Genomic DNA, 23,659 nt, shown 5'->3' with positions numbered 1-23,659 from the left:
GCGATATTTGTATTTATCGCCAGTCGCAGCTAGCGTTAATAGTGTTTAGGTCTGCGATTTATAAAAACTGACCGGCAAGCACAATAAATATCATTTATGACGCAAATTCAGCGCGCCGGGGTTAGCTCCGGCGCCTAAGTCACATCCAAAAGGATTCACTCGATGGCCACCAAAAAAACTACCCGCACCGCCGAAGCAGCTGAGCAGGATGATCTGATTACCGCCAGCCCCGATGTGGAAGAGGAGGTCATCAGCCGCCCGCTGACCAGCGCCAACGGCAGCAGCTACATGTACTTTACCGAGCGCGATCTGAACAAGATCTTGCATAACCTGGACACCCTGCGCACAAACGTTTACCCCTATCTGGTAAATCAGCAGGACGCCGACACCCAAAAGCAGCCGCAATTTCCCTCGGTGTGCCTGATTGGTTTGGGGCGCTGCGGCTCCAATATTGCGCTGGATGTAGCGAGCCTGGTGTACAACGCGCGCAACTTTTACCTGAACGAATTTAATGTTGAAGAAAAAGTGGTGCGCGAGCCGGATCACATGCCCATGCGCTGGATCAAGCGCAGCCTGCATTTAAAAGGCGCGCATCAACTCAAGCCGGTGTTTTTGATCGAGCCGCTGGTGATGTTGGGGGATTTGGACAAAGACATTGAAGGTCGCATTCGTTTCTCCCACAAAGGTGAGCGCGCCGGTTTCCTCAAGGATTACACCAAAATGAAAATCATGGACTTGTCGGAAGTCCATGCCGGTGGTTCCGGTAATGCGCCCATCCTTGGCCAATATCTCGCCAAGATTATTCTCAACAAAGATACGCAGCATTTTTCCAATGCCGATTGGCGTTTTATTCACTCCTACCTTATCGATTCCTGCGGCATTAAAGCCAACCAATCGCGCTTGTATTTCTATATTTTCAGCGCGGGCGGCGGCACCGGTTCGGGTATGGCGAGTGAATTTGGTTTGGCCCAGCAATACGCCTACATGAGCAAAACCTTTGATGTGCGCGCGCAAACCCAGGACAACAGCAATCGCGGCCACTCCTTTGTGTTTGAGCCTATTTTTACCAGCGGTATTTGCATACTGCCCAATATCTCCGACCACGGTGTGGAAATGTCCGAAGCGCTGCACATCAATGCCGGACGTTTGCTGTGTAAATATTTATCGGAAGAGTGGGATTTCTCCTACAACTTCGATAACGAAGACAGCAGTGAAGCGAGTGTGATGCACCGTATTCGCCCCTGGAATGCGATGATGCTGATCTCCAACGACATCATGCGCTACGCTGAAGAAACCGATGAAGGCGCCATCCAGCACATCGATGTCAACGCCATGGAGAAATACGCCAACCAGTATATTTCCCAGCAAATTTTTAACATCCTCACCGCACAAGCGGTCACCACCGATTACGACGAAAATTATTTCCGCCGCGCCGGCATCGATATTGGTGAAACCATTCGTTTGGATGCTAACGATTTGTTTATGAGCCTCGCCGGCCCCGTTGCCGTTGCCTATGCCGAATCGGTCATTCCCGCGAATATTCCGCAAGGCGTAGATAAGCTGCGCGGCATAGACGTGAAAAAAATTGGCGAACTGAATATCGACGATTTGTTTTATCGCTCCATCGATTTGCCGCACTTCAATAAAGTCACCCAGGCAATTGAAGGCATCAGTTTGCTGCCCATTGAATCCGCGCGCTACCGCGAAGCACTGGCACGCTATTTACAAAAAGGCTACGACGCCAACGAACTCAAAGACCTGCACTTCTTTAAAAACTGCTCGTCGGTTGTGTCCATTATTTCATTACCCAAAGATTACAAACTCAGCTACATGGATTTGAACAAACTCAAATCCCATTTGAATGCACTTTTCCCCAATACCACACTGAAGCGTTATGCCTTGGTGATTGGCGCTTCGGCCAATATCTCGCTGACAACACTCATCGTAAAAAGCCCCTGTTTAAGCGATGACTTCCTCACCTTGATTGTTGCCTTTATCAAACGCTGCTTTGCTAAAGACGCCTATCGTTTTGATGAACAGCTGGATGCGGCCATGCTGGACTTTATCCGCTCCGATGAGTTTGATGAGGCTCTGGTGGATAAAATGCTTAACGAGTATGAAAACCCCGCCAAAATTCTCGATACCAACTGGTACGCCATCAAGCCCATGTACGAGAAAAAATACCGCGAGCTTATCAACGACTCGGAAAAGTTCTGCTCGATTAACGACATCCGTTTATCGCGCGATAGCGTGAAAAAAGCCATCAAATACCTGCGTGAAATTTATCGCCATAAAATCAGCAAAACACGTATTGTCTCGCTCAACTCCCTACCGGGCGATAAACAGTAATATTGACCCGCCTTACCAAGGAGCCGCAAGGCTCCTTTTTTGTTAGTATCGCCATCAACTCGCATAAACCTTGTTCGGATTTTTATTATGTTGTTCGATACTTTACAGCTAAGCCCGCAGGAAATTTATCGCCTGCTCGTAGGTGGCGTAACCCCACGGCCTATTGCCTGGATCAGCACACTTTCCAAAACCGGTGTGGCCAATATTGCGCCTTATTCGTTTTTTAATGTGGCCAGCTGCAATCCACCCATCCTCTGGTATTCCCAAGTGAACCCGCGCGAGGGCGGCGATAAAGATACGCTGGTTAATTTGCTCGACACCAAAGAATGTGTAGTGCATATCGTTAGCGAACCACTGCTGGAAAAAATGAACCAAACCTGCGCCGCACTGCCCGCCGACCAAAGCGAATTTGCTTTCGCCCAACTAGAGCAATGCCCAAGCCATAGCGTTAAGCCACCTTCGGTGCGCGGCACTCTGGTGCGTTATGAATGCACACTGCGCGAAGTACTGCGCTTCAACAGCCTACCCATGGGCGGCAGCGCGGTGCTCCTGGATGTAAAAACCATTTTTGTAGATGATGCACTCTGGCAGGATGGTTTTATCAACCAAATGCAATTAACGAGTGTGGGAAAAATGGGCGCAGATTTTTACAGTCATACCGATAATTTAATTGAGTTATCGCGGCCTTGATGGAGTGGTTTTTATAATCAAGGCGGCTCACATTGCTAATGTGCCGGTGAATGATGGTGTAAATCATCCATCTGATCGTTAATTGTTGAGCTAATTTCTTGCAGCCCACAACGTCATCCCCGTCCATTTTTTAAAGGCGCGCCGCAGGTTGGCGACGTCGTGGAAATGTAATTTTTTTGCAACTTGTTCGCTGCTCCAGCCTTCCTGATTTATCCAGAATACGGCTAAATCCTTGCGCACTTGATCGTAAATCGCCTGAAAGTGGCTGCGGTGTTTTTTTAGTTTGCGCTTAAAGCTGGCGCTGCTCATGCCAAAGTCGGCGGCAGTTTTTTCCAGGTTGGGGGTGTGGCTAATATTGTGGTGCAGGTAGTTGTAGACTTCTGTGAGAAAGCCTTTTTGTCCTTCGGGTTGAGGTTGTTGGGATAAATGAAAATAACATTCGTCAGCGTCAGCGTCAGCTGTGCTTGGTGAACGGTAGTTTGATTTTTTCTGCCAGGGTTGAAAACAATAATCGCGTTGAATTGCCATGGCGTTACGCTGGCATTCAAAGTGAATTTCGCCCTGCAGGTGTACTTCGTACTGTTCAATATAGCCAGGCGCTTTGTGGGCAAAATAAAATTTCCAGGGGTGGCGCTCGCCGTTCAGCCAACGGCTAAAACTGCTAATAGCGGTGCAGAGTGCTTCCAATAAAAACACAAAGCAGTCATCAGCGCCGCAGGCGTCCTGCCAATAAATTACTAATTCATCACCTTCATAGCAGAGCCTCAGATTCAGAAGCGGGCTAAATAACATTTGATCTTGTACAAGGCAGTCAATTAATTCGCTGAGGTTATTCGCTGCGTTTAGCTTGTGCGAAAGGTGGGGAATATTCCCCGGTAAAAGTTGATGGCCAAATAAAAAGCTCAGATCATTTTGCCCTGAATATTTTATTATGTTGTGGATTAGCTGCAGCAACTGTTCAGGGCAAATACTGTGCTGTTGTTGAATTATATCTTCATGAAAAATACCGGTGTGACGCAGCATTTTATGTTCGGGCAGTGCGCAGCTTTGTGCCAAGTCAATCAACCCTGCCGCCCACCAAGCTGAGCGAATAATCGCGCTGTCCCGCTCATAGTAGGGCTGGGGTAAATAAACGGCGGGCAAGCAGTTAGTTGGTAAAGAGCTGCTGTTCATATTACGCGGCATGTCGTGTTTGTTGGTCGCGTATTTGTTTGGCCTGCAATAGTGATTGTGTGGCGCGGCTAATCAAATTTTCTGCACTGTCTTTTGTGGTGCTACCTTTTGCAATAGTGTTTTTTACAATAGGATCTTTTGCTGCAGTATCTTTTTCTGTGTTGGCTGATTCGCTAAAGGCTATGCCAATGCTAACGGAATGAAAAATACTGTTTTGTTGCTGTTGGGATTTGAATGCAAAGTGGCGCACCGCTTGGGATAGTTCATTGGCAATGCTGGTGGCCATTAGCCGGCCGGTGTTGGGCAGTAACAGCGCAAAACGGTCGCCCGCATAGCGGCAAAGTAAGTCGTTATGGCGAATATTGAGTAGCAATAATTCGCCCAGCGCGTGCAATAAACTATCGCCCTCGCGTTTACCGTAATGGCGATTGATCTGTGAAAAATTATCTATATCAATAAATACCAGTGCCAAAGGGTTTTGCTGCGGATTTTTGTTCAGCTCATATTCCAACTGCTGACGCAAATATGTGGCGCCGCTTAAATTGGTGGTGGAATCCAAGCCGCGATGTTCGCGAAATAAACGCTCACGCTTGCGCAATTGTTCGGTAATTAACAGCTGCTCTTTGTGCCAGTGATAAATGCCCAGGGTTAATAGTATTAAACCTATAGGCATAAAGCCCGATTCCACCCAATGATCCCACAGCGCGTTATCCGGGAAATAAATAAACTCATCCAGCCAGTCCTGCAAGCCGGCGATAAAAATAGCACTTAACCCCAAGCTCAGGTACTGCGTCACCCGCCCGGAAGGACGGCTGTGCAAAATGAGTAAGAGCCAGCTGAGTGCGAGTAGTGCAAGCCCACCTTCGCTAATAATGTCAAGCCAATTCCATTGCGCGGCAGGTTTTATTTCGCCGCTGATAAGGCTGCCGACCAGTGCCATGTTGGCAGCCAGCGCCAGAAAAAGCAGTTTCCATTTGTGTAGGCCAAGCATAGTGATTGAATCCAGCAATTAAAATTGGCTAACACCCTTAACAAAAAAGTATGACGGTTTTGTGAATATGTTGAGCGTGATAAAAAACCTGGCCATAGCATAAAAATACTGCTGGGAGGCAAATCAGCTCAGGGGGTTTATGTGGCTTTGTTAAATTGGTAACAGATGTGTCACAGAGCCGCCCTAGTTTGGCGCAGTGGAATTTAATCACTCGCTTGGGGAGCTTATTGTGAACAAAAAATCAAACCATCTATTTAAAAAAGGCAGCTTGTTTAAGAAAAGCTGTTTGGCTTTGGTTATTGCTGGTATGTCATTACCGGCGTTTGCCGATGGCCGTATTGAGGGGCAAGTCAGTGCAACAGAAAAAGGCATAGCACTGGAGGGCGCAAAGGTACGCATTAAGGAATTAAAACGCGAAGCGACTAGTCAGCGCGATGGCCGTTTTATTTTTGTGGATGTAAAACCGGGCGAATATACCCTGGAGACGAGTTACATTGGTGCCGATAATATCTCGCGCAGAATCACGGTGACCGATTTAAAAACCACGCGCGCCAACTTTCAATTACAAGGTGTTTCCGGTTTGGTGGAGAATGTAATTGTTATTGGTCAAGCGGCGGGTATGAATAAGGCGCTGAATAAACAGCGCAGCGCCGATAATATTATTACCTCGGTTTCGGCTGATGCGATTGGCCAATTTCCCGATACTAATGTGTCTGAATCCCTGCAGCGTTTGCCGGGTTTGTCGATTGAGCGCGATCAGGGTGAAGGCCGCTATGTGCGTGTGCGAGGCATGAGTCCGGACTACAACGCCGTCACTATTAACGGCGTGGGTGTGCCCGGGCCAGATGCAGATCGCCGTGCAGTAGCGCTGGATGTAATCCCGTCTGATCTACTGGAGAATTTGACCGTCACAAAAAGTTTAACGCCGGATATGGATGCCAATTCCCTCGGTGGCAGTATTGATGTGCAAAGTCTCTCCGCGTTTGACCGCGATGGATTTTTTTATCAATTCACTGCAGAAGGCAGTTTTGATGAAAATACCGAAGAGTACAGCCCCAAGCTCGCGGCTACAGCGAGTAATCAGTTTAGCCTTGGCAATAGTGAAAAAAATCTGGGTGTTGCTTTTGGCGTGAGTTCTTTTAAGCGCGAATTTGGTTCCGACAACGTGGAAACTGGCGGCGCCTGGGATTTTGATGAAGACGAAGCGCGCCTGGAAGAAATGGAACAACGCGATTATCGCATTACACGTGAGCGCTCGGGATTAACGTTTAATCTGGATTATAAACCGACGGAAGATACCGATTTGTATTGGCGCAACCTTTACAGCGAATACACCGATGCGGAAATTCGCTTGGCCAATGTGATCGAATTTGATGAGGCCGCAAGTGCCGGTGACACTCTCGTTGCTGAGGTGCAGCGAGAATTAAAAGATCGCACTGAAACGCAAAAAATTCTCTCCTCGGCCCTGGGTGGCCAAACGCGATTGGATAAATGGATAGTGGATTATCGCGTTGCTTACAGTGAATCCAGCGAGGATGAACCACAGAATATTGCCGGTGCAGTATTTACGATTGACGATGATGTTATTGCCGATGAAGTGTTTGAACTTGCGTTTAACAACACTAAAAAAATCGGGCTGTCAGCACCGGCTGAATATTATCAAGCATCCAGTTACAAACTGGATGAAGTTGAATTGGGCAGTACCAATACCAATGATGATAGCGCTGCAGTGAATGTGGATTTCACTCGCGAACTGGAGTTAGGTGTTAACCCGGCACAACTTAAGTTTGGTGCTAAACATCAAACACGTAATAAAGAAAATGATATTAACCTGTGGGTCGCAGAAGATTTTGCTGGTGACACTTCACTTACCAACTTTTCTGGCGCCGCGGTGGACTACACATTAGGTCAATTTGGCCCAAGCATTGATTCGCGCGCAGTAAAAAATGCCATAAATGACGCGGAAGTGGATGCCGAAGAATCAGCTATTGGCGACTATGACATCAGTGAAGATACCTCAGCGGCTTACCTCATGGGTCGCATTGATATCAACGCCTGGCGCTTGCTCACGGGTGTGCGTTACGAAAAAACCGATTTCAGTGCAAGTGGTTTCTCCTTTAATGCAGAGAGCGAAACTGAAACGGCGCAGCAGTTTGAAAACTCCGATGATTATTTTTTGCCTGCCTTGCACATTCGCTACAGTATTGACGATAAAACCCAGGTGCGCGCCGCCTGGACCAATTCCGTGGTGCGCCCCGGTTTTGCACAATTGTCTCCCGGTCGTTTGATTGAAGAGGACGATGGCGATATTGAGGCGGAATTTGGTAACCCGGAATTAAAGTCACTGGAAGCCAGTAACATCGATTTAGGTATTGAGCACTACCCGGGTGTCGCCAGTGTTATTTCCGCATTCATCTTTTATAAAGAGATAGAAAATTTTGCCTATCAAACAGATTTGGGTGGCACTGCCGGTTACGAGCAATTTAATAAAGCCTTAACTTTTGTGAATGGTGCCACTGCAGAACTCACCGGTATTGAATTGGCGGCCTCCAAACAATTTACTCAATTACCGGCACCTTGGGATGGTTTGTTAATTGGTGCCAATGCCACCCTGGTAGATTCAACTGCAGAAATTGGCGGCTATGAGGATGGTGATTTTGTTGCGCGTGATATCCCCCTGCCAAGTCAATCGGATCGCTCGGCGAACCTGATGCTGGGTTATGAATCTGATCGCATCAGTATGCGTGTATCGGCTAATTATAAATCCAATTATTTGTTGGAAGTATTAGAGCCAATGGACGCTAACTACGACACCTATGTGGATGATCAAGTCCAACTGGATTTTTCCCTGCGCTATTTCTTGACCGATAGCATCAAGCTGCATTTTGAAGCACTGAATTTAACCGATGAGGTTTATTACTCCTACGTTAACAAACCGCAATACAACGCCCAATATGAACGCTATGGTGCGACTTATAAATTGGGTGTGACTTTTATGCAGTTCTAGGTATGCAGTTCCAAGTGTGCAGTTCAAGGTATGCAGTTTTGGCGTGGTATTTAAGGTGAGAATTTTTATGAACAAAAATGTTTTTTGCAGAGGCGCCGCCGCGGTAAGCCTTGGCCTGTTATTTACTGCCTGTGCTTCGGTGCAGGCGGAGGTAATAAAACCCTTGGCTTTTGCAGCAGAGCTGGTTGCCCCTTTGCCTTTACAAAAAAATCAACAGCCGGGTTATTTAACCTTGGGTGATCAGCAAATTCATTGGCGCGATGATAAGGGCGCATTACTGGCGCAGCTAAACCAGTCTGCCGAATTATTGGATTGGCGCTATCCGGTCACAATAACGGCGCGCGGAAAAAGTGAATCGGTATTAATTGCCGCCACGGTTTTTTTACCTGAGCAGCAACCCGGATTAGTGATGTTAAATACAGCCAGCGGCGAGCTGCGTGAATTACTGCGAGTGCCTATTCCTGGGTTTAAAATCGAAAATATTTGTTTGAGTCATGCAGGCGGTGAGCATTTATCGCTGTATTTAATTGATGAGCGCGGCAGCGCGGAGCATTGGTTGGTGGTAGATGCGCAGGGCAAGGCGGATGCAAAATTGTTGCGCCGTGTGCCCATAGCACCCAACAGCAAAGCCTGCGCTGTGGACGATGCCCAGGATTTATTATTTATTGCCGAAGAGGGTGTAGGTATTTGGGCGCAGGGTGCCAGTGAGGAGTCATCGCCGGGCCGCGTTGTCGTAGATATGCAGCAACCTTTTGGAAAATTGTCGGGCAGTGTGGAATCGCTCGCGGTTATTCCCCAGGGTTTAGTTGCCGCGATTGCGGAGCAAAAACAATTGGCTGTCTATAAAACAGCGGGCGCACAGTTTAGCGCACAGCCATTGGTTGATTTGCCGCAAACCGATGAACCCGAAGTAATTAAAGCGGTTTATCACGCGGATAAAAAAATGGTAGCCGTTGCGGTAAATGACGAAAAAACCGGAAACCATTTGTTGCAATTGCCTTGGTCAGTAGCCGCGCAAAAATCGCCTGCACATCCGATAGTCAGTGTTACGGCCGATGTGCAAACAGAACCTATGTTGCGGTTTGGCGATGCAGCCGATGACCCGGCGATTTGGGTAAATAAAAAACGTCCACACAAAAGTTTGGTGTTGGGCACCAATAAACAGCAGGGTTTATTTGTGTACGATTTGCAGGGCCGCGAGGTGCAGCATTTTAATACTGGTCGATTGAATAATGTGGATGTGCGTTACGGTGTGCGTCTGGGTAAAAAAATCGTTGATATTGCGGTGGCGACTAATCGCGATGACAACAGTTTATCCATTTACACCATAGACCCGCGCAGCGGAAAACTGACCTTCTCTGGCAGTGTCGCCACCGACATGAAAGAGATTTATGGTTTTTGTCTTTATCAGTCACCGGTCAAAAACGCACAAGGTGAGGCGGCACTCTATGCTATCCCCAACGATAAAAGCGGTGAGTTCCAGCAAATCCAGTTGCGCACCACACAGGATGTCGTCCAAAAAAATACTGTCTCTCAAACAAATAAAGTACAGTGGCAAGGCGAGCTCAAGCGCCGCTTTTTTGTGGAAAGCCAACCCGAGGGCTGTGTAGCAGATGACAACAACCAGCGGTTATTTGTTGGCGAGGAAGATGTTGCACTCTGGACCATTGGTGCGGAACCCGATGCAGGCACTTCAGTAGAAAAAATTCTTGGTGCCGGAGATCTGCTGGTGGCTGATATTGAAGGCATTGGTGTTTACGCGGGCAAAACCGAGTCTTACTTAGTGGTTTCCAGCCAGGGCAACAACAGTTTTGTAGTGATGGATGCGACAGCGCCCTATAGCCTGCGCGGTATTGTGCGCATCGCTTTGGATGCGGGCAAAAATATTGATGGTGTTTCTGAAACCGATGGACTGGAAGTGACCAGCAGCAATTTGGGCGGTTTGTTTGCAGAGGGGATGCTGGTGGTGCAGGACGGCCATAAAGTAATGCCGGAAGCGCCGCAAAATTTTAAATATGTGAGTTGGGAAAAAATTCGTCGCGCTTTGAATCTGGCGCCCTAACTAAAATGTGGGTTGGTGAAAATTCACTGGGTTGATTGGGGTGAAAACCCGCCAGTGAATTTTCCCGTGTTAAAAAATAATGGTTACTGGTTAAAAATAATCACTACTGGCCTTTGCGTGATTCGCGAATATAAAAACGCGCGTCTTTGGCGTGTCGATAACAGTTATCAAAATTCTCTACGGTTTGCATGGTGCGCGCGCTGGTGATTAAACCCAGAGCCTTGCTGTAGCTGACGGTACCGCTAAATCCTTCCGCATCGGCAATGGAAAGTTCAGTCCAGGCAGCGTCCACTTCGGATGCGCAGGCGCTGCGGTATTGGGTTTTACCGGCACAGGCGGAGAGCGCGAGAACGCCGATGAGTAAGCTGCTAACAAGCGAAAGTTTGGCTGACATAGGCCACTCCATGTAAGTAAACAGGATTTTAATTCAGCGATTGGGTTAAATCTTTTTCGGGTATTACCGGAGTTTGGATTTAACCAGCTGCCAGAAGTTCCTATTCTCTACTGCGTGGGGGCGAATGCAAGCTTTCTGTGTTGGCCGCAATTAGTCGTTGGGCTGTAGTTAAACGCCTGGCTTAGGCGGGTAGGGGGAGGGCTTCAGTCAGCAGTTGGCGATCAATCACCGCAATCGCCTGCTGTAATACCTCGGCAAACGGGGCGCGCACATCAATTTCTACCACATCGGCCTCGTTGCAGGGGCGCTCCAAACTTTCAAATTGGCTATTGACCAAACTCGGCGCCATAAAATGCCCGGCGCGGTTATCCACTCGCTGTTGAATAGTGCCTATGTCGCCATGCAGGAACAGGAACAGTGTTTTGCGCCCGGCCTTGCGCAATTCATCGCGATGGGCGCGACGCAGACCAGAGAAGGCGAGGGTGGCGTGTTTGCCTTGGTTGGCCGCGGCGCTGAAATAATCGCGCATCCTCATCACCCAGGGCAGGCGCATAGCATCGTCCAGCGGCAGGCCCTGCGCCATGCGATTGCGCGCCTCCTGACTGTGGAAGTCATCGCCATCCAGATACTCGTAGCCATAGTGCTTGGCGAGCGCTTGCGCCAAGGTGGATTTTCCACTGCCCGATACCCCCATCAGAATAATCAGATGAGTGCTGGCGTCCGGATTGCTGGGCTGGATGTGGCTGGGCGAGTGCATTGAATCTTCCTGAGCGTCGGGTGAATGACAGTCTAACCTTGCAAGCAAATGATAGCGCAATCATTTTGATCGTGATAGGGTATAAAAAAATAAACACTAATCAACCAAAACAACCAACCAAAAAGCACTAAAAACCATGAAAAAAGCTAAAAAAAGCGGTTCCGACGGCAAAATTACCCTGGTCGATGTGGCGCGAATAGCCGCTGTTAGTCCTATCACTGTATCACGAGTTATCAATCAGCCCGAAAAGGTGTCCGACGCGGTAAAGCTCAAGGTGCAGAAAGCCATCGACGAGCTGGGCTACATTCCCAACCAACACGCCAGCTCCCTGGCATCGGCGCGCTCGGGCATTATCGGGGTTGCTATTCCCTCCCTGAGCAACGTGGTGTTTACCGATGTACTGCGCGGTATCTACAAAGTTATGGGTGCGGCGGGTTACAAGGTGCTGCTGGTGGATACTCATTACTCCCCGCTTGAGGAGGAGAAGATGGTGCGCACCCTGCTGAGTCAATCGCCCGAGGGGCTGATCATCACCGGTGGCGACCAGACCCCGGCCTGCGACCAATTGCTGCGTAAATCGCGTATCCCCACGGTGCAGATCATGGAGCTGCTCAGCAACCCCATCGATATGAATATTGGTTTTTCCCACCATCTGGCCGGGGCCGATGTGGTCGCGCATCTGCTCGGCAAGGGTTATAGCCGCATAGGTTTTATCGGCGCGCGTATGGACCCGCGGGTACAGCAGCGGATTCGCGGTTATACCCAGGCGCTCAGCGAGCGCAATTTGTTTGAGCCAAGCTTGGTCGCCACTTCGCCAGAGCCATCTTCCATCGCCTTGGGCGGCGCCTTATTTAAAAGTTTGATTGCGGCCAACGAGGGGCGAATTGACGCTGTTTTTTGTGCTAACGATGACCTTGCGCTGGGCGCGCTGTTTGAAGCGCAGCGCATGAATATTGCCATCCCCAAACAATTGGCGATCTGTGGTTTTAACGATATTGAAGCTGCGGCGTTTGTAAACCCATCGCTCACCAGTGTGGCAGTAGGGCGTTACGAGATGGGCGTGAAAGCGGCGGAATTAATTATCCAATCACTTAACCAACAGCCGCCGGAACACACCCAAATCGACATGGGATTTGTGATCAAGCAGCGCGATTCCACCAACCGTTAATTTTTTACAAAAACTAATAACCAGCACCGGGAATGTCTATGAACACTTCAACAAATGATCGCTTGGCGCAGCTCTCACTGCGCGAAAAAATGGGTTTTGCATTGGGCGATTTAGGTTTCAATTTGTATTGGGCCAGCATCGCTTCTTTTTTAGCGGTGTTTTATACCGATGTGTTTGGCATTCCTGCGGCTGCAGCGGGCACTATGTTTTTGGTTACCAAAATTGTGGATGCGATTACTGACCCGATTATGGGAGCGGTGGCGGATAGAACCAAAACCCGCTGGGGAAAGTTTCGCCCCTATTTGCTTTTTGCCGGTGTGCCTATGGCGGGCGCCGCCGTGATTACTTTCAGCACCCCGGAATTAAGTGAGAATGGCAAAATTATTTACGCCTACATCACTTATTCGTTAATGATGTTGTGTTACACCATTTTAAGTACGCCCTATTCGTCGCTCTCCGGCGTGATGACAGCGCACCCGCAGGAGCGCAACACGCTCATCAGTTTTCGTTTTATCGCCGCCTTTGCCGGTACAACGCTGGTGAATAAATTCACCCTGCCCTTGGTGGAATATTTAGGTGCAGGTGATGAGGAGTTGGGTTGGCAGCTCACTATGGCGCTTTATGGCTGTGTTGCTGCCATCGCATTTGCGATTACCTTTTTTTCCACCCGCGAGCGCATTGCGCCGCCGCCACAACAAAAAACCTCACCGCTGAGCGATATTAAAGATTTGCTCGACAATCGCCCCTGGTTAATTTTAATTGCTTTGGCAATTGTAATTATGATGACCATCACTTTGCGCGGTGGCTCCAGTTATTACTACCTAAAATATTATTTGCAGCGCCCTGAATTAATTTCGGATTATTTATTTGTACAGGGCATAGCCTTGGGTGTTGGTGCAGCCATTACTCCGCTACTTACCAAATACATCGACAAAACCAAACTGCTCATGTTGTTAATGTCGATAGTCGGTGTACTTTCCATCCTCATGTATTTTATTCCGCCGCATTATGTCTCGGTTATTTTTGTGCTGAATATTTTAATCAGTTTGGCGCTGGGGCCTAAATCGCCACTGGCTTGGTCTATGTATGCGGATTCGGCCGATTACACCGAGTGGAAAACCGGGCGACGCGCCACCGGTATGACCTTTTCTGCTGCAACCTTTGCGCAAAAGTTGGGTGGTGCGCTGGGTTCAGCGGTAATGCTGTGGGTTTTGGCCGCTATTGGTTATGTCGCCAAAGAGGCGCAGTCCGATGCATCGCAAACCGGCATCGCGCTGCTGCAAACCATTATTCCCGGTGTAATTGCGCTGATTGCCGCTGCGATTATCAGTTTTTATCCGCTCACCAACGCCATGCTTGCGCGTATTCAAAGCGATTTGAATCAGCGCACAGCGGATTCCCGTTAATTTTTTGGGTTGGTTAACTGCAGTGTTAACCAACCAATATGCCTTTTATTTGTTGCGCTTTTTTGGAGGGATTTATGTCCACGCCGTTATTGCAGCCTGCCGAGCAGGGGCAGCGTTATGAGTTATTTTCACCGACAGCCATGCCGCGCGCTGCAGGCTTTTTATGGAATCAGCGCATGATGATTCAGGCCACCTGTCGCGGTTACGCGGTTGCCCAATTTATGCAGCCAGAGCCGGCCAAATATGCCTATGCGCCCAACCTGGAAGCAAAAACCTTTATGCAGCCGGAGCAGCCTTATTATGCGCATCACCCCGGTCGTTTTTTTTATGTGAAAGATGAAGAGACTGGTGAGATTTTTTCTGCGCCCTATGAGCCAGTGCGCGCTAGCTATGAGGCTTACTGCTTCTCGGTGGGTAAGAGCGATTTGTGTTGGACGTTACAAGCACTAGGCATTGAAATTGAATTAACGCTTTCGCTACCGGTAGCGGATGTTGTTGAATTGTGGGAAGTGAAAGTCACCAACCGCTCATCGCGCGCGCGACGTATTAGTGTTTATCCCTATTTCCCGGTTGGCTATATGTCATGGATGAATCAGTCGGCGGAGTACCGTGCAGATTTGGGGGGAATAGTCGCTAGTTGTGTCACGCCCTATCAAAAAGTAGCCGATCACTTTAAAAATAAATTCTTTAAAGACAAAACATTTTTCCTGCACGAAAAAATACCCGCGGCGTGGGAGGCAAAGCAGGAAACTTTTGAGGGCGAAGGCGGGCTACATAATCCATCGGCATTGCAAGCAGAGCTATTGCAAGGTGGTGATGCGCGCTATGAAACACCGGCCGCGGTGTTGCAATATCGTTTGGAATTAGCCGCAGGAGCTGCAGAAAACTACCGGTTTATTTTTGGCCCTGCGTTTGATGAGGATGAAATAAAAAAAATACGTGCGACTTATTTAACTGCGCAGGCTTTTGCCAAAGCAAAAGCCGAATATGCTGCTTATGTGGCCAGTGGTAGCGGCTGCTTGCAGATTGAAACTCCCGACGCTGAATTAAATAATTTTGTGAATCACTGGTTGCCGCGCCAGGTGTTTTATCACGGCGACGTTAATCGCCTGACTACCGACCCACAAACCCGCAATTATTTGCAGGACAATATGGGTATGACGTTTATCAAACCACAGGTTACCCGCGCGGCGTTTTTACATGCACTCAGTCAGCAGGAAGCATCAGGCGCAATGCCCGATGGAATTTTACTGAGTGAAGAGGCGGAGCTTAAATACATCAACCAGATTCCCCATACCGATCACTGCGTGTGGTTGCCGGTATGTTTAAAAACCTATCTGGATGAAACCAATGATTATGCGTTGTTGGATGAATTGGTTGTCGGGCACGATGGCAAAACCCTGTCGGTATTTGAGCGTATCAGCAATGCCATGCGTTGGTTGTTGCACGCGCGCGATTATCGCGGCTTGAGTTTCATCGCCCAGGGCGATTGGTGTGACCCTATGAATATGGTGGGTTATAAGGGCAAAGGTGTATCGGGTTGGTTGTCGGTCGCCACGGCTTATGCACTGAATTTGTGGGCAGAAGTCTGTAGCAAAAAAGCACAGGAAAAGTTGCGCGATGAATTCAGTGCGGGCGCGCGGGAAATTAATGCGGCGGTTAATCAATACCTGTGGGATGGTGAGTGGTTTGGGCGCGGTATCACCGATGACGATGTGGTATTTGGTGTTAGTAAAGATGACGAAGGGCGCATTTTTTTAAACCCGCAAAGCTGGGCGATTCTCGGTGGTGCCGCCAACGAAGAGCAGCGCGCAAAAATGATCGCCGCAATAGAGCAGCAATTGGAAACGCCCTATGGTGTCGCCATGTTGGCGCCAGCCTATACGGCTATGCGTGACGATGTTGGTAGGGTTACCCAAAAACATCCAGGCTCGGCGGAAAATGGCTCGGTCTATAACCACGCGGCGGTGTTTTATATCTACAGTTTATTTGCCATTGCTGAGCAGAGCCCCGCGCATGCAGACAAGGCGTATAAATTATTGCGGCAGATGATTCCCGGCCCCAGCGAGGCGGATTACCTGCAGCGCGGCCAGTTACCCGTGTATATCCCCAATTATTATCGCGGCGCCTATCACCAATATCCGCGCACGGCGGGGCGTTCGTCGCAGTTATTTAATACCGGTACGGTGTCCTGGGTGTATCGCTGTTTGGTGGAGGGATTATTCGGGCTGCAAGGCTGCGAGCAGGGGCTGCGGGTTGCGCCGCAAATACCATCGAATTGGGCACAGGCAAAAGCCCGTCGAGAATTCCGCGGCGCCACTTTTTATCTGGTGATTAGCCGTGGCGATGTGGATCAATTAATGCTGAGTTGTAACGGTGAGCGCTTAGCCGATAACTGCGTGCGAAATATTGAAGCGGGGCGTGAGTATCATTTGGAGGTGGTTTTGCCGGCAGTAGCTGGTTGATCCAGTTCTGGGTGTATACGCAGGGCTGGTTAAGCTACTGGTCATCAAGCAGCGCCCGGTATAAATCGGTTGCGCTGCTGATCGATTTTTCCTTTAAAGCAGTCGCCCTAGCTGGCCTCTGTTTTTTTGGTTTTCTTGGCGGGTTTGGCGGCGGGCTCGACAACAGGTTCAGGTTCAGCAGCTTTTGCTTTTGTCGCTTTAGGTTTACTGGTTTTGGCTGGCGCTGAGGCTTGGCGCGTTTTAACAATTGACAGATATTTCACCCAGGCCTGCTCTATAGGGCTTTTGGGTACACTCTGGTTGGCGACTACTTTTAGTATGTGAAGATCATCGGCAGTTGGGTCAGAGACCTCTTCCTGGGTTATGGCATTTATCAATGCGCCGTGTTTGCGCACCAGGCGTGCTTGTATGTCGGACAACCCACCTTTTTCAAATCCTTCGGGAAAGTTCACTGCATCCTGAAAGGTCTGTTTCAGATAGTGTTCGCGTGGCAGCATAGCGTATCTCCATTATTAGTATGTGCACTCTGCAGGCAGGCTTGGCGAGCTATGTCATCTTTGTGATGACTATTCTCTACTGCGCCTCCCCGCAGCTTCTCAGTATGGCGCGGGATTCTTGTTCCAGTAAAAAGTTGCTGCCGAAGATAATCTGTTTTGATAGCAGTGTATAGAGTGGAGCGAGCGCTTTATGTGCAGTATGGGAGTTGTTTGAACAAATTAAGGACGAAAAAAAACCGGCATAAGCCGGTTTTTTTGAATGGCACCTAGTCTGGATTAGGCAGCCATTGCTTTTATCTTGGCGTTCAGACGGCTCTTGTGGCGAGCTGCCTTATTTTTGTGGATCAGGCCTTTGTCAGCAATGCGGTCGATTACTGCAACAGCAGAGGTGTAAGCGGCAGTCGCTGCAGCTTTGTCACCAGTTTGAATGGCGCTCAGCACTTTCTTGAGGTAAGTACGCCCCATAGAGCGCATGCTTGCGTTGTGCTTGCGAGCTTTTTCATTTTGACGCGCGCGTTTTTTGGCTTGGGGTGAGTTTGCCACCTTAGTGCTCCTATATATAAATTCTGGATAAAACTATCGAAAAAGGGTCTAAATTCAAGGACGCGACATTATGCCGTGTCCGCTTGGTTTGTCAACCAAACATAGCATTTTTTGTTCAGTCAGGGCCAGACCTCCAGCTAAACCCGTCTTGGTTGATTGTTCTGCTTAAGCTGGTTGTTGAGCGCAGTAAGTCGTTCCGGTGTTCCTACATCGCTCCAGTTCCCATAAAACACTTCACCACTGAGCAAATTGTTGCTAATCGCATGGCGGAAGGCCTCTACCAGGGGGAATTTTTGCCGCTTGTTTGGGTAGTTGGTGATTAGCGCGGGGCTCAGGTAGCTGATGCCGGCAAAGGTGAATCTGCTCGTGGTGGTCTCGGCAGTGGAATCTAGCACTAGTCCTTGGTCGGATAGGGCAAAGTCACCGCGCGGATGAAAGTCGGGGTTGGGTACCAGCAGTAAATGACCTGCTTTTTTTCCTGCCATTCCGCGCGCGCAGAACTCGCCCAAATCCAGATCGCACCAGACATCGCCATTGATAAGCAGGAATGGCTCATCTCCCAGCAATTTGGAGGCATGGAGAATGGCGCCACCGGTTTCCAGTGGCTCAGGTTCCGGTGAGTAGTGAATTGTCAGTCCAAAGGCGCTGCCATCGCCGAGATGTTGGCGGATCTTCTCGCCTAAATAAGCCAGGTTGATAACCACATCCTTTACCCCCGCGCGGCAGAGGTTTAACAAATGATGTTCTATCAGCGACCTGTCGCCTACCTTTAGCAGGGGTTTGGGGGTGTGGTCGGTAAGCGGGCGCATGCGATTGCCTAAGCCTGCCGCGAGGATCATTGCTTTCATTGATGCTCTCCGGCTGTTGCATAATCACTGTACCAAGGCTGGCTCGTCGCCAGCGGGAGCAGCCTGGCCCTAAACCAGGCGGCAAAGTCCTGCAATTCAGGGTAGGCGTCAGCAACCTCAAGGGTGTAGCGTATAACTAAAGGTAAATCCTTCAGGTAGCCCCGTTTGTTGTCGCGCAGGTTTAATCGCGCAAATATGCCCAGTACTTTGATATGCCGCTGTAATCCCAGCCAGTCGAACCACTGCATAAACAGGCTGGGGCTAGTGTCAGCGGGAATAAGCCCGGTGGCGATGGCTTGTTGGTGATAGCTCAGTGCCCAATCTTTGACTTGCGCCGCTGGCCAGCGTAGATAACAGTCGCGCAGGAGCGATACCAGATCATAGGTAATGCCCCCCCAGAGCGCCCCCTGGAAGTCAATGACGCCCAGGTCGCCATCGCGGCAAAGAATCAGGTTGCGTGCGTGGTAATCGCGATGCACAAAAACCTGGGGTTGGCTGAGCGCCAGATTTTCCAGCAGGGTGAAAGTGTGATCCAGCAGTGCCAATTCATTCGGTGCCAGCGGGTAAGCCAGGAGTTGCCGGGCAAACCAGTCGCTGAATAGTTCCAGTTCGCGGCGCAGCAAGCTGCGGTCATAACGCGGTATAAGTGCAGGGTTGTCGACGCTGCGTTGCAGTTGCAGCAGGTTTTGCATTGCTTGCTGGTAGAGATTGTTAGCGTTGTCCGGGTTAACGATGTTAAAGAGTAGTTGATCGCCAAAATCCTCTACCAATAAAAAGCCCTGTTTTGCATCGGCGGCGATGATGCGCGGGCTGCGCACACCCTGGCGAGCGATAAAGTCGGCGATAGCGATAAATTGAGCGCTATCCTCCGTGGCGGGTGGCGCATCGACTGCGAGCAAATTCTGGCCGCCGTCAAAGCGAAAATAGCGGCGAAATCCGGCATCACTTCCCAAACTACGTAATCTGGGGGTGGCAGCCAAGCTGCTTATTTGTTGCGACACCCAGTGGGCGAGCGCCAGGGTGCGGGAATCTTGCGCTGAATCGATTGTCTCTAGCGGGTTGGTGTGGGTTGATGGCATGGTGTATCTGCAGGTTGAATGACAATTCACGGATTCTACCCCAGCCCGCTGATTTCCCCCAATTCATTCCCTGTGCAGCGGCTTTACAGTAGAATCGCTGCAATTTTTAGGTGGCGCCGGCCGCGCCACGTATACGAGACCGCGGTAAATGGCTCCAACCTCGAATTACTCCAACCAGAAATTGCCTCGTCATTTCTCTCGCTCCCGCCTTGCGCTTCTTATTGCCGCGCCTTGCGCCGGCATGCTTTTATCATTCGCCTCGCCAGGGTTTGCACAGGGTGAACTGACCGGCACGGTCCCCAATATTGTCGATAAAAAAACAGCAAAGCCTGACCCCAATGACAAGTTGCGCGAACTGGATTGGGTGCCTATCGAGGAGCTGACGGAGGAGCAGAAAGCATTGGTTCCTGCCGCTTGTTGTGGCGCCTATATAGCACCGCCCCGCGATGACGCCGAGTCGGAACTTGACCCTGAAAAAGCCAGCATCTTGGGCACTGCGGACTATTCAGAATCAGAAAAGCAGACCAAATTTATCATGCGTGACAATGTGCGCTTGACCCAAGGGCGCCGCTCGTTTTACGCCGATACTTTTATGTTCGACAAGGTGAGCCGTGAAGCTGAATTAAAGGGCAATATTCAGGTGCGTGAGCCGGGTTTGTTGCTGCGTGCCGATAGTGCTTATGTTGATACCCAGACCGGTAACGCACGGCTCGATAACGCCAGATTCGTACTCTATGAAACCCGCGTTCAGGGGCGCGCCGAAAATCTGCAAAAGTTTGGCGACCAAATCATCAGCCTCAATCAGGGAACCTTTACCAGTTGTGAGCCGGGCGACAATACCTGGCTGATTGAAGGCTCGAATATCACCCTGCATAACGACAAACATTACGGTACGGCAAAGCACATGCGCCTGAAGGTGAAAGATATACCTGTCGCCTATGCGCCTTATTTTCGCTTTCCCATCGGCCCTGATCGTTTAACCGGGTTTTTGTTTCCCTCTGTCGGGCTGGATACCGGCGAAGGCATTGATGAGTTCTCAGTGCCTTTTTACTGGAATATTGCGCCCAATTATGACGCTACTTTTGTGCCGCGCTATCTGGCCGATCACGGCTATATGCTCCAGAGCGAATTTCGCCACAAGTCGCTTTACTTTGACACAGTGCTGAGTGGCAGCGGGTTAAACAATGATCGCGGTGGTTTCAGTGAGCGTTTGCAGAGCCAGATTGAGTCGGGCGAACTCACTGAGGCGGACGCTTATCCCTATCGTGGACAGGATCGCTGGCAGTTAAATTTGGCTCAAACCGGCGGGCGCAACCAGCCCTGGTCTACCCTGATCGATTACACCGATGTTAGCGATACCGACTATATTCGCGACGTGGACAGAGGCGCGGTAGATATCAATCGCCAGGCATTTATACGCCAAACATTTGCCGCCAGTTACCGCAGCGAAAACTGGCGCTTGGGGGCCAAGGCAGAGGAGTTCCGCCTGCTCACTGACCGGCAGTTGCCCTACCGCGAGTTGCCGCGGCTGAGTGCTGATGGCAACTATCGCCTGGATGACTGGGTATTAACGCTGGAAAATGAGTTCACGCATTTCTCGATGAATCGCTACTTTAGCGATGATCCAGCCAATGCGGCGCGATTGGGTGACTTGATTGTCGGCGAGCGCCTGCGCACCAATTACGGGTTAGTCTGGGATAAACAATATTCTGCCGGTTTTATCCGGCCCGGAGCCGGCGTTAAAACGCTCAGCTATCAACTGGAAGCGGACAACCTGCGTGCGCAAGCGGACAGTGAGCCACAATTTGTCGCACCCCAGGTCAGTCTGGATTCCGGGTTGTTCTTTGAGCGGGATAAAAGCCTGTTTGCTACCGATTTTACCCAGACATTGGAGCCGCGCGCCTATTATCTCTACCGCGATTATGAAGACCAATCATCGCTCTACGGCCTGACGACAGATGCAAGCTATGTCAACTTCGATACTTCAGACATAGTGTTCACCTACAACCAATTGTTTCGCGATACCCGCTTCTCTGGCGGTGATCGGATTGATGATGCCAATCACCTTACCCTGGGGGTGACCAGTCGCCTGGTGGAGTCTGACTCCGGGGTTGAGCGCTTGCGTATGAGTATTGGGCAGGTGACCTATTTTGATGACCGCCGCGTCAGTATTCTCAATACTCGGGATGCTTACGCCAACACCCGAACCAACTCTGCTATCGCGGGTGAGTTGAGTGCGCAAATTGGCGAACACCTGCGTTTAACCAATGATCTGCTTTACGATCATCAGACGGAAAAAGTGAACTCCTTCAGTAGTAGTTTGCATTATGTCGATGAGCAATACCGGATTTTGAATGTTGGCTATCGCTACAGCCGCGATCCTGTGTCCCTGAGTCCTTTGGATATCAATACCGCGACAGGCGCTACCCTGAATCAGCTGGATGTCACCAGCCTTTGGCCGCTCAATAATCAATGGGCAGTTATTGCCCGGGCCAATTATGATTTTACCTATGACGCGGAACTCGACACCTTTGCCGGGCTCGAATATACCGATTGTTGTTACAGAGTCCGCTTGCTGGCGCGTCAGTGGGTAGATTTTGATTTCAGCGATGATTTTATGGAAAACCTTAATAGCGATGACTATGACCGCGGTGTTTTTATCGAAGTGCAACTGCGTGGTTTTGGCACAATAAGTCAGCGTATTAGTAACCTGCTCGATGATGCTATGTATGGCTATCGCGAGCGTGAAGCTTCTTTACAATAAAACAGTGATTGAATTTATGAGTAAGCGTCAAAACTTTCTGGGCTTGAGCATGATGTTGGGCAGCCTTTTATTAATGGGCAGTCAGCTTGGCCTGGCACAGACCGGCTCTGTTTCTCTGGATCGCGTGGTGGCCATTGTCGATCAGGACGTAGTGCTGGAAAGTGAACTGAATGACCGCAAAGCCTCGATTATGGAGCGCTTGCGCGGCCAGTATCAGCAGCTGCCGCCTGAGGATGTGCTTAACAAACAGATTCTTGAGCAACTGATTATCGAGCGTATTGAACTCGCCCTGGCGGAGCGCTACGAAATTAAGATCGAAGAATCCGAAATCGATCAGGCGATTGAACGCATATTGCAAAAAAACCAGATTAGTCTCGCCCAGTTAGAGGCTGACCTGCAGCGCCAGGGGCTTAAGTTGGACGGCCTGCGCAAGCAATTGCGTAACGAGCTGACCATCAGTAACTTGCAACAAGGCGTAGTAAACAGTCGCATTAAAGTTACCGATCAGGACATCACCAACTTCCTCTCTTCCAGCGATGGCAAGTACGCAACTTCGCCCGACTACCGCATTGGTCATATTCTGATTGCCGTATCCAGCAGTGCTGATGCCGATGCGGTTGCTGAAGCGGAAAAACAAGCCAATGATATTTACCAGAAACTGCAAGGCGGTAGCGATTTTGCGCAAATGGCAATCAGCTATTCGAATGATCAGGCCGCGCTTCAAGGCGGCGATATAGGTTGGCGCAAGCTCGCACAATTGCCGGAATTGTTTGGTAACCAAATGTTGAGTTTGGCTCCCGGTCAGGTGTCCAAACCATTCCGCAGTGGTGCAGGTTTCCATATCCTCAAAAATATCGAGCAGCGTGGTGGCGGTGAACAACTAGTTGAGCAAACCCACGCGCGCCACATTCTGGTGAAAACCTCGGAAATCATGGATGACGCCCAAGCGCGCCAGAAACTTCTGGAGCTGAAAGCGCGCATCGAAAAAGGTGAAGATTTTGCCAAACTCGCGCGCGATAATTCGGAAGATACCGGCTCTATGTTAAATGGCGGCGACCTGGGTTGGTCTATGCCGGGCATGTTTGTCGCTGAGTTTGAAGAGGCGATGAAAAATACTCCAATCAACGGTATCAGTCGCCCGTTTAAAAGCCAATTTGGCTGGCACATATTGCAGGTGCTTGAGCGTCGCAAAGAGGACATGAGTGATAAAATGAAGCGCAATCAAGCCGCTAACGTATTGCGTGCGCGTCGCTTTGACGAGGAATTCCAACTTTGGCTGACGCAAATTCGCGAAGAGGCTTATGTTGAAATCAAGCTCTAGATAGCCTGCCGCAGCTGCGGTACGCCGGTATATCCTGCGGCTGAAAATGGAATTGCCTGGTGCAATTTTGTTTTCAGCCGCTGTGCTTTTTGCGCAAACATATTTCCAATCCCAATAGTTTCTACATCGATTTTTCAGGTGCACA

General features: G+C 49.7%; 17 protein-coding genes. 9 read left to right on the top strand and 8 right to left on the bottom strand.

The annotated features are described in order from the left end of the window. Positions 1-162: 162 nt before the first annotated feature. Together ACFODX_RS16395 and ACFODX_RS16390 are read left to right on the top strand one after the other, a co-directional pair. Positions 163-2,349 (top strand): hypothetical protein, encoded by a 2,187-nt coding sequence (locus ACFODX_RS16395; protein WP_378121154.1) that lies wholly within the window; start codon positions 163-165, stop codon positions 2,347-2,349. A gap of 87 nt (positions 2,350-2,436) precedes the next feature. Further along, entirely contained in the window at positions 2,437-3,039 is a 603-nt protein-coding gene (locus ACFODX_RS16390; protein ID WP_378121152.1) for a flavin reductase family protein, read from the top strand. Between the two features lie 90 nt (positions 3,040-3,129). Here the strand turns inward: ACFODX_RS16390 and ACFODX_RS16385 are convergent, their stop codons facing one another. Continuing rightward, positions 3,130-4,212, bottom strand: a complete 1,083-nt coding sequence (locus tag ACFODX_RS16385; RefSeq protein ID WP_378121150.1) for an AraC family transcriptional regulator ligand-binding domain-containing protein — start codon at positions 4,210-4,212, stop codon at positions 3,130-3,132. A 1-nt stretch (position 4,213) separates the two neighbouring features. Next, positions 4,214-5,203, bottom strand: coding sequence for a GGDEF domain-containing protein (locus ACFODX_RS16380; protein ID WP_378121148.1), 990 nt, complete (start codon positions 5,201-5,203; stop codon positions 4,214-4,216). 229 nt (positions 5,204-5,432) lie between these two features. On the opposite strand from ACFODX_RS16380, the gene ACFODX_RS16375 reads away from it, so the two are divergent. Together ACFODX_RS16375 and ACFODX_RS16370 are read left to right on the top strand one after the other, a co-directional pair. Continuing rightward, a complete protein-coding gene (locus tag ACFODX_RS16375) occupies positions 5,433-8,210 on the top strand; it encodes a TonB-dependent receptor (protein ID WP_378121146.1) in 2,778 nt (925 codons plus the stop codon). Positions 8,211-8,277: 67 nt separating this feature from the next. Next, positions 8,278-10,272 carry a phytase gene (locus ACFODX_RS16370; RefSeq protein WP_378121144.1) on the top strand — a complete coding sequence of 665 codons (1,995 nt, stop codon included), beginning with the start codon at positions 8,278-8,280 and terminating at the stop codon, positions 10,270-10,272. Between the two features lie 103 nt (positions 10,273-10,375). Here the strand turns inward: ACFODX_RS16370 and ACFODX_RS16365 are convergent, their stop codons facing one another. Together ACFODX_RS16365 and ACFODX_RS16360 are read right to left on the bottom strand one after the other, a co-directional pair. Beyond that, positions 10,376-10,666, bottom strand: coding sequence for a hypothetical protein (locus tag ACFODX_RS16365; RefSeq protein ID WP_378121142.1), 291 nt, complete (start codon positions 10,664-10,666; stop codon positions 10,376-10,378). Positions 10,667-10,847: 181 nt separating this feature from the next. Further along, a complete protein-coding gene (locus ACFODX_RS16360) occupies positions 10,848-11,423 on the bottom strand; it encodes a gluconokinase (protein ID WP_378121139.1) in 576 nt (191 codons plus the stop codon). Between the two features lie 136 nt (positions 11,424-11,559). On the opposite strand from ACFODX_RS16360, the gene ACFODX_RS16355 reads away from it, so the two are divergent. The 3 genes from ACFODX_RS16355 (at position 11,560) to ACFODX_RS16345 (ending at position 16,462) form a co-directional block, all read left to right on the top strand. Then, positions 11,560-12,591, top strand: a complete 1,032-nt coding sequence (locus tag ACFODX_RS16355; RefSeq protein WP_378121137.1) for an HTH-type transcriptional regulator GntR — start codon at positions 11,560-11,562, stop codon at positions 12,589-12,591. 32 nt (positions 12,592-12,623) lie between these two features. Next, entirely contained in the window at positions 12,624-13,997 is a 1,374-nt protein-coding gene (locus tag ACFODX_RS16350; protein ID WP_378121135.1) for an MFS transporter, read from the top strand. A gap of 74 nt (positions 13,998-14,071) precedes the next feature. Then, positions 14,072-16,462, top strand: a complete 2,391-nt coding sequence (locus tag ACFODX_RS16345; RefSeq protein WP_378121133.1) for a GH36-type glycosyl hydrolase domain-containing protein — start codon at positions 14,072-14,074, stop codon at positions 16,460-16,462. Positions 16,463-16,569: 107 nt separating this feature from the next. On the opposite strand, the gene maoP is transcribed toward ACFODX_RS16345, so the two are convergent. From maoP to ACFODX_RS16325, 4 genes are all read right to left on the bottom strand, one after another. Continuing rightward, positions 16,570-16,959, bottom strand: coding sequence for a DUF413 domain-containing protein (gene maoP, locus ACFODX_RS16340; protein WP_378121131.1), 390 nt, complete (start codon positions 16,957-16,959; stop codon positions 16,570-16,572). Between the two features lie 276 nt (positions 16,960-17,235). Beyond that, positions 17,236-17,502: a 30S ribosomal protein S20 gene (rpsT, locus tag ACFODX_RS16335; RefSeq protein WP_324259771.1), complete on the bottom strand. Its 267-nt coding sequence runs from the start codon at positions 17,500-17,502 to the stop codon at positions 17,236-17,238. A 137-nt stretch (positions 17,503-17,639) separates the two neighbouring features. Further along, the gene (gene murU / locus ACFODX_RS16330) at positions 17,640-18,350 is read right to left on the bottom strand and encodes an N-acetylmuramate alpha-1-phosphate uridylyltransferase MurU (protein WP_378121128.1); all 711 of its coding nucleotides are present in this window, start codon (positions 18,348-18,350) and stop codon (positions 17,640-17,642) included. Then, positions 18,347-19,429, bottom strand: coding sequence for an aminoglycoside phosphotransferase family protein (locus ACFODX_RS16325; protein WP_378121126.1), 1,083 nt, complete (start codon positions 19,427-19,429; stop codon positions 18,347-18,349). Before ACFODX_RS16325 ends, murU begins: the two co-directional genes overlap by 4 nt. Positions 19,430-19,577: 148 nt before the next feature. On the opposite strand from ACFODX_RS16325, the gene ACFODX_RS16320 reads away from it, so the two are divergent. Then, the gene (locus tag ACFODX_RS16320; protein ID WP_378121124.1) at positions 19,578-22,193 is read left to right on the top strand and encodes an LPS-assembly protein LptD; all 2,616 of its coding nucleotides are present in this window, start codon (positions 19,578-19,580) and stop codon (positions 22,191-22,193) included. A 16-nt stretch (positions 22,194-22,209) separates the two neighbouring features. Further along, the gene (locus tag ACFODX_RS16315; RefSeq protein ID WP_378121122.1) at positions 22,210-23,514 is read left to right on the top strand and encodes a peptidylprolyl isomerase; all 1,305 of its coding nucleotides are present in this window, start codon (positions 22,210-22,212) and stop codon (positions 23,512-23,514) included. Positions 23,515-23,659: the final 145 nt, after the last annotated feature.

Origin of the sequence: Cellvibrio fontiphilus, from assembly GCF_042646205.1 — a bacterium.
GTDB lineage: Bacteria > Pseudomonadota > Gammaproteobacteria > Pseudomonadales > Cellvibrionaceae > Cellvibrio > Cellvibrio fontiphilus_A.
Note: the sequence above shows the minus strand (reverse complement) of the source record. Positions and strands in the feature narration are given on the sequence as shown.

Bases quoted from the DNA above. Each gene is read 5' to 3' on its own strand.
- ACFODX_RS16395 (WP_378121154.1), top strand. From the start codon at position 163: ATGGCCACCAAAAAAACTACCCGCACCGCCGAAGCAGCTGAGCAGGAT.
- ACFODX_RS16390 (WP_378121152.1), top strand. From the start codon at position 2,437: ATGTTGTTCGATACTTTACAGCTAAGCCCGCAGGAAATTTATCGCCTG.
- ACFODX_RS16385 (WP_378121150.1), bottom strand. From the start codon at position 4,212: ATGAACAGCAGCTCTTTACCAACTAACTGCTTGCCCGCCGTTTATTTA.
- ACFODX_RS16380 (WP_378121148.1), bottom strand. From the start codon at position 5,203: ATGCTTGGCCTACACAAATGGAAACTGCTTTTTCTGGCGCTGGCTGCC.
- ACFODX_RS16370 (WP_378121144.1), top strand. From the start codon at position 8,278: ATGAACAAAAATGTTTTTTGCAGAGGCGCCGCCGCGGTAAGCCTTGGC.
- ACFODX_RS16365 (WP_378121142.1), bottom strand. From the start codon at position 10,666: ATGTCAGCCAAACTTTCGCTTGTTAGCAGCTTACTCATCGGCGTTCTC.
- ACFODX_RS16360 (WP_378121139.1), bottom strand. From the start codon at position 11,423: ATGCACTCGCCCAGCCACATCCAGCCCAGCAATCCGGACGCCAGCACT.
- ACFODX_RS16355 (WP_378121137.1), top strand. From the start codon at position 11,560: ATGAAAAAAGCTAAAAAAAGCGGTTCCGACGGCAAAATTACCCTGGTC.
- ACFODX_RS16350 (WP_378121135.1), top strand. From the start codon at position 12,624: ATGTCTATGAACACTTCAACAAATGATCGCTTGGCGCAGCTCTCACTG.
- ACFODX_RS16345 (WP_378121133.1), top strand. From the start codon at position 14,072: ATGTCCACGCCGTTATTGCAGCCTGCCGAGCAGGGGCAGCGTTATGAG.
- maoP (WP_378121131.1), bottom strand. From the start codon at position 16,959: ATGCTGCCACGCGAACACTATCTGAAACAGACCTTTCAGGATGCAGTG.
- murU (WP_378121128.1), bottom strand. From the start codon at position 18,350: ATGAAAGCAATGATCCTCGCGGCAGGCTTAGGCAATCGCATGCGCCCG.
- ACFODX_RS16325 (WP_378121126.1), bottom strand. From the start codon at position 19,429: ATGCCATCAACCCACACCAACCCGCTAGAGACAATCGATTCAGCGCAA.
- ACFODX_RS16320 (WP_378121124.1), top strand. From the start codon at position 19,578: ATGGCTCCAACCTCGAATTACTCCAACCAGAAATTGCCTCGTCATTTC.
- ACFODX_RS16315 (WP_378121122.1), top strand. From the start codon at position 22,210: ATGAGTAAGCGTCAAAACTTTCTGGGCTTGAGCATGATGTTGGGCAGC.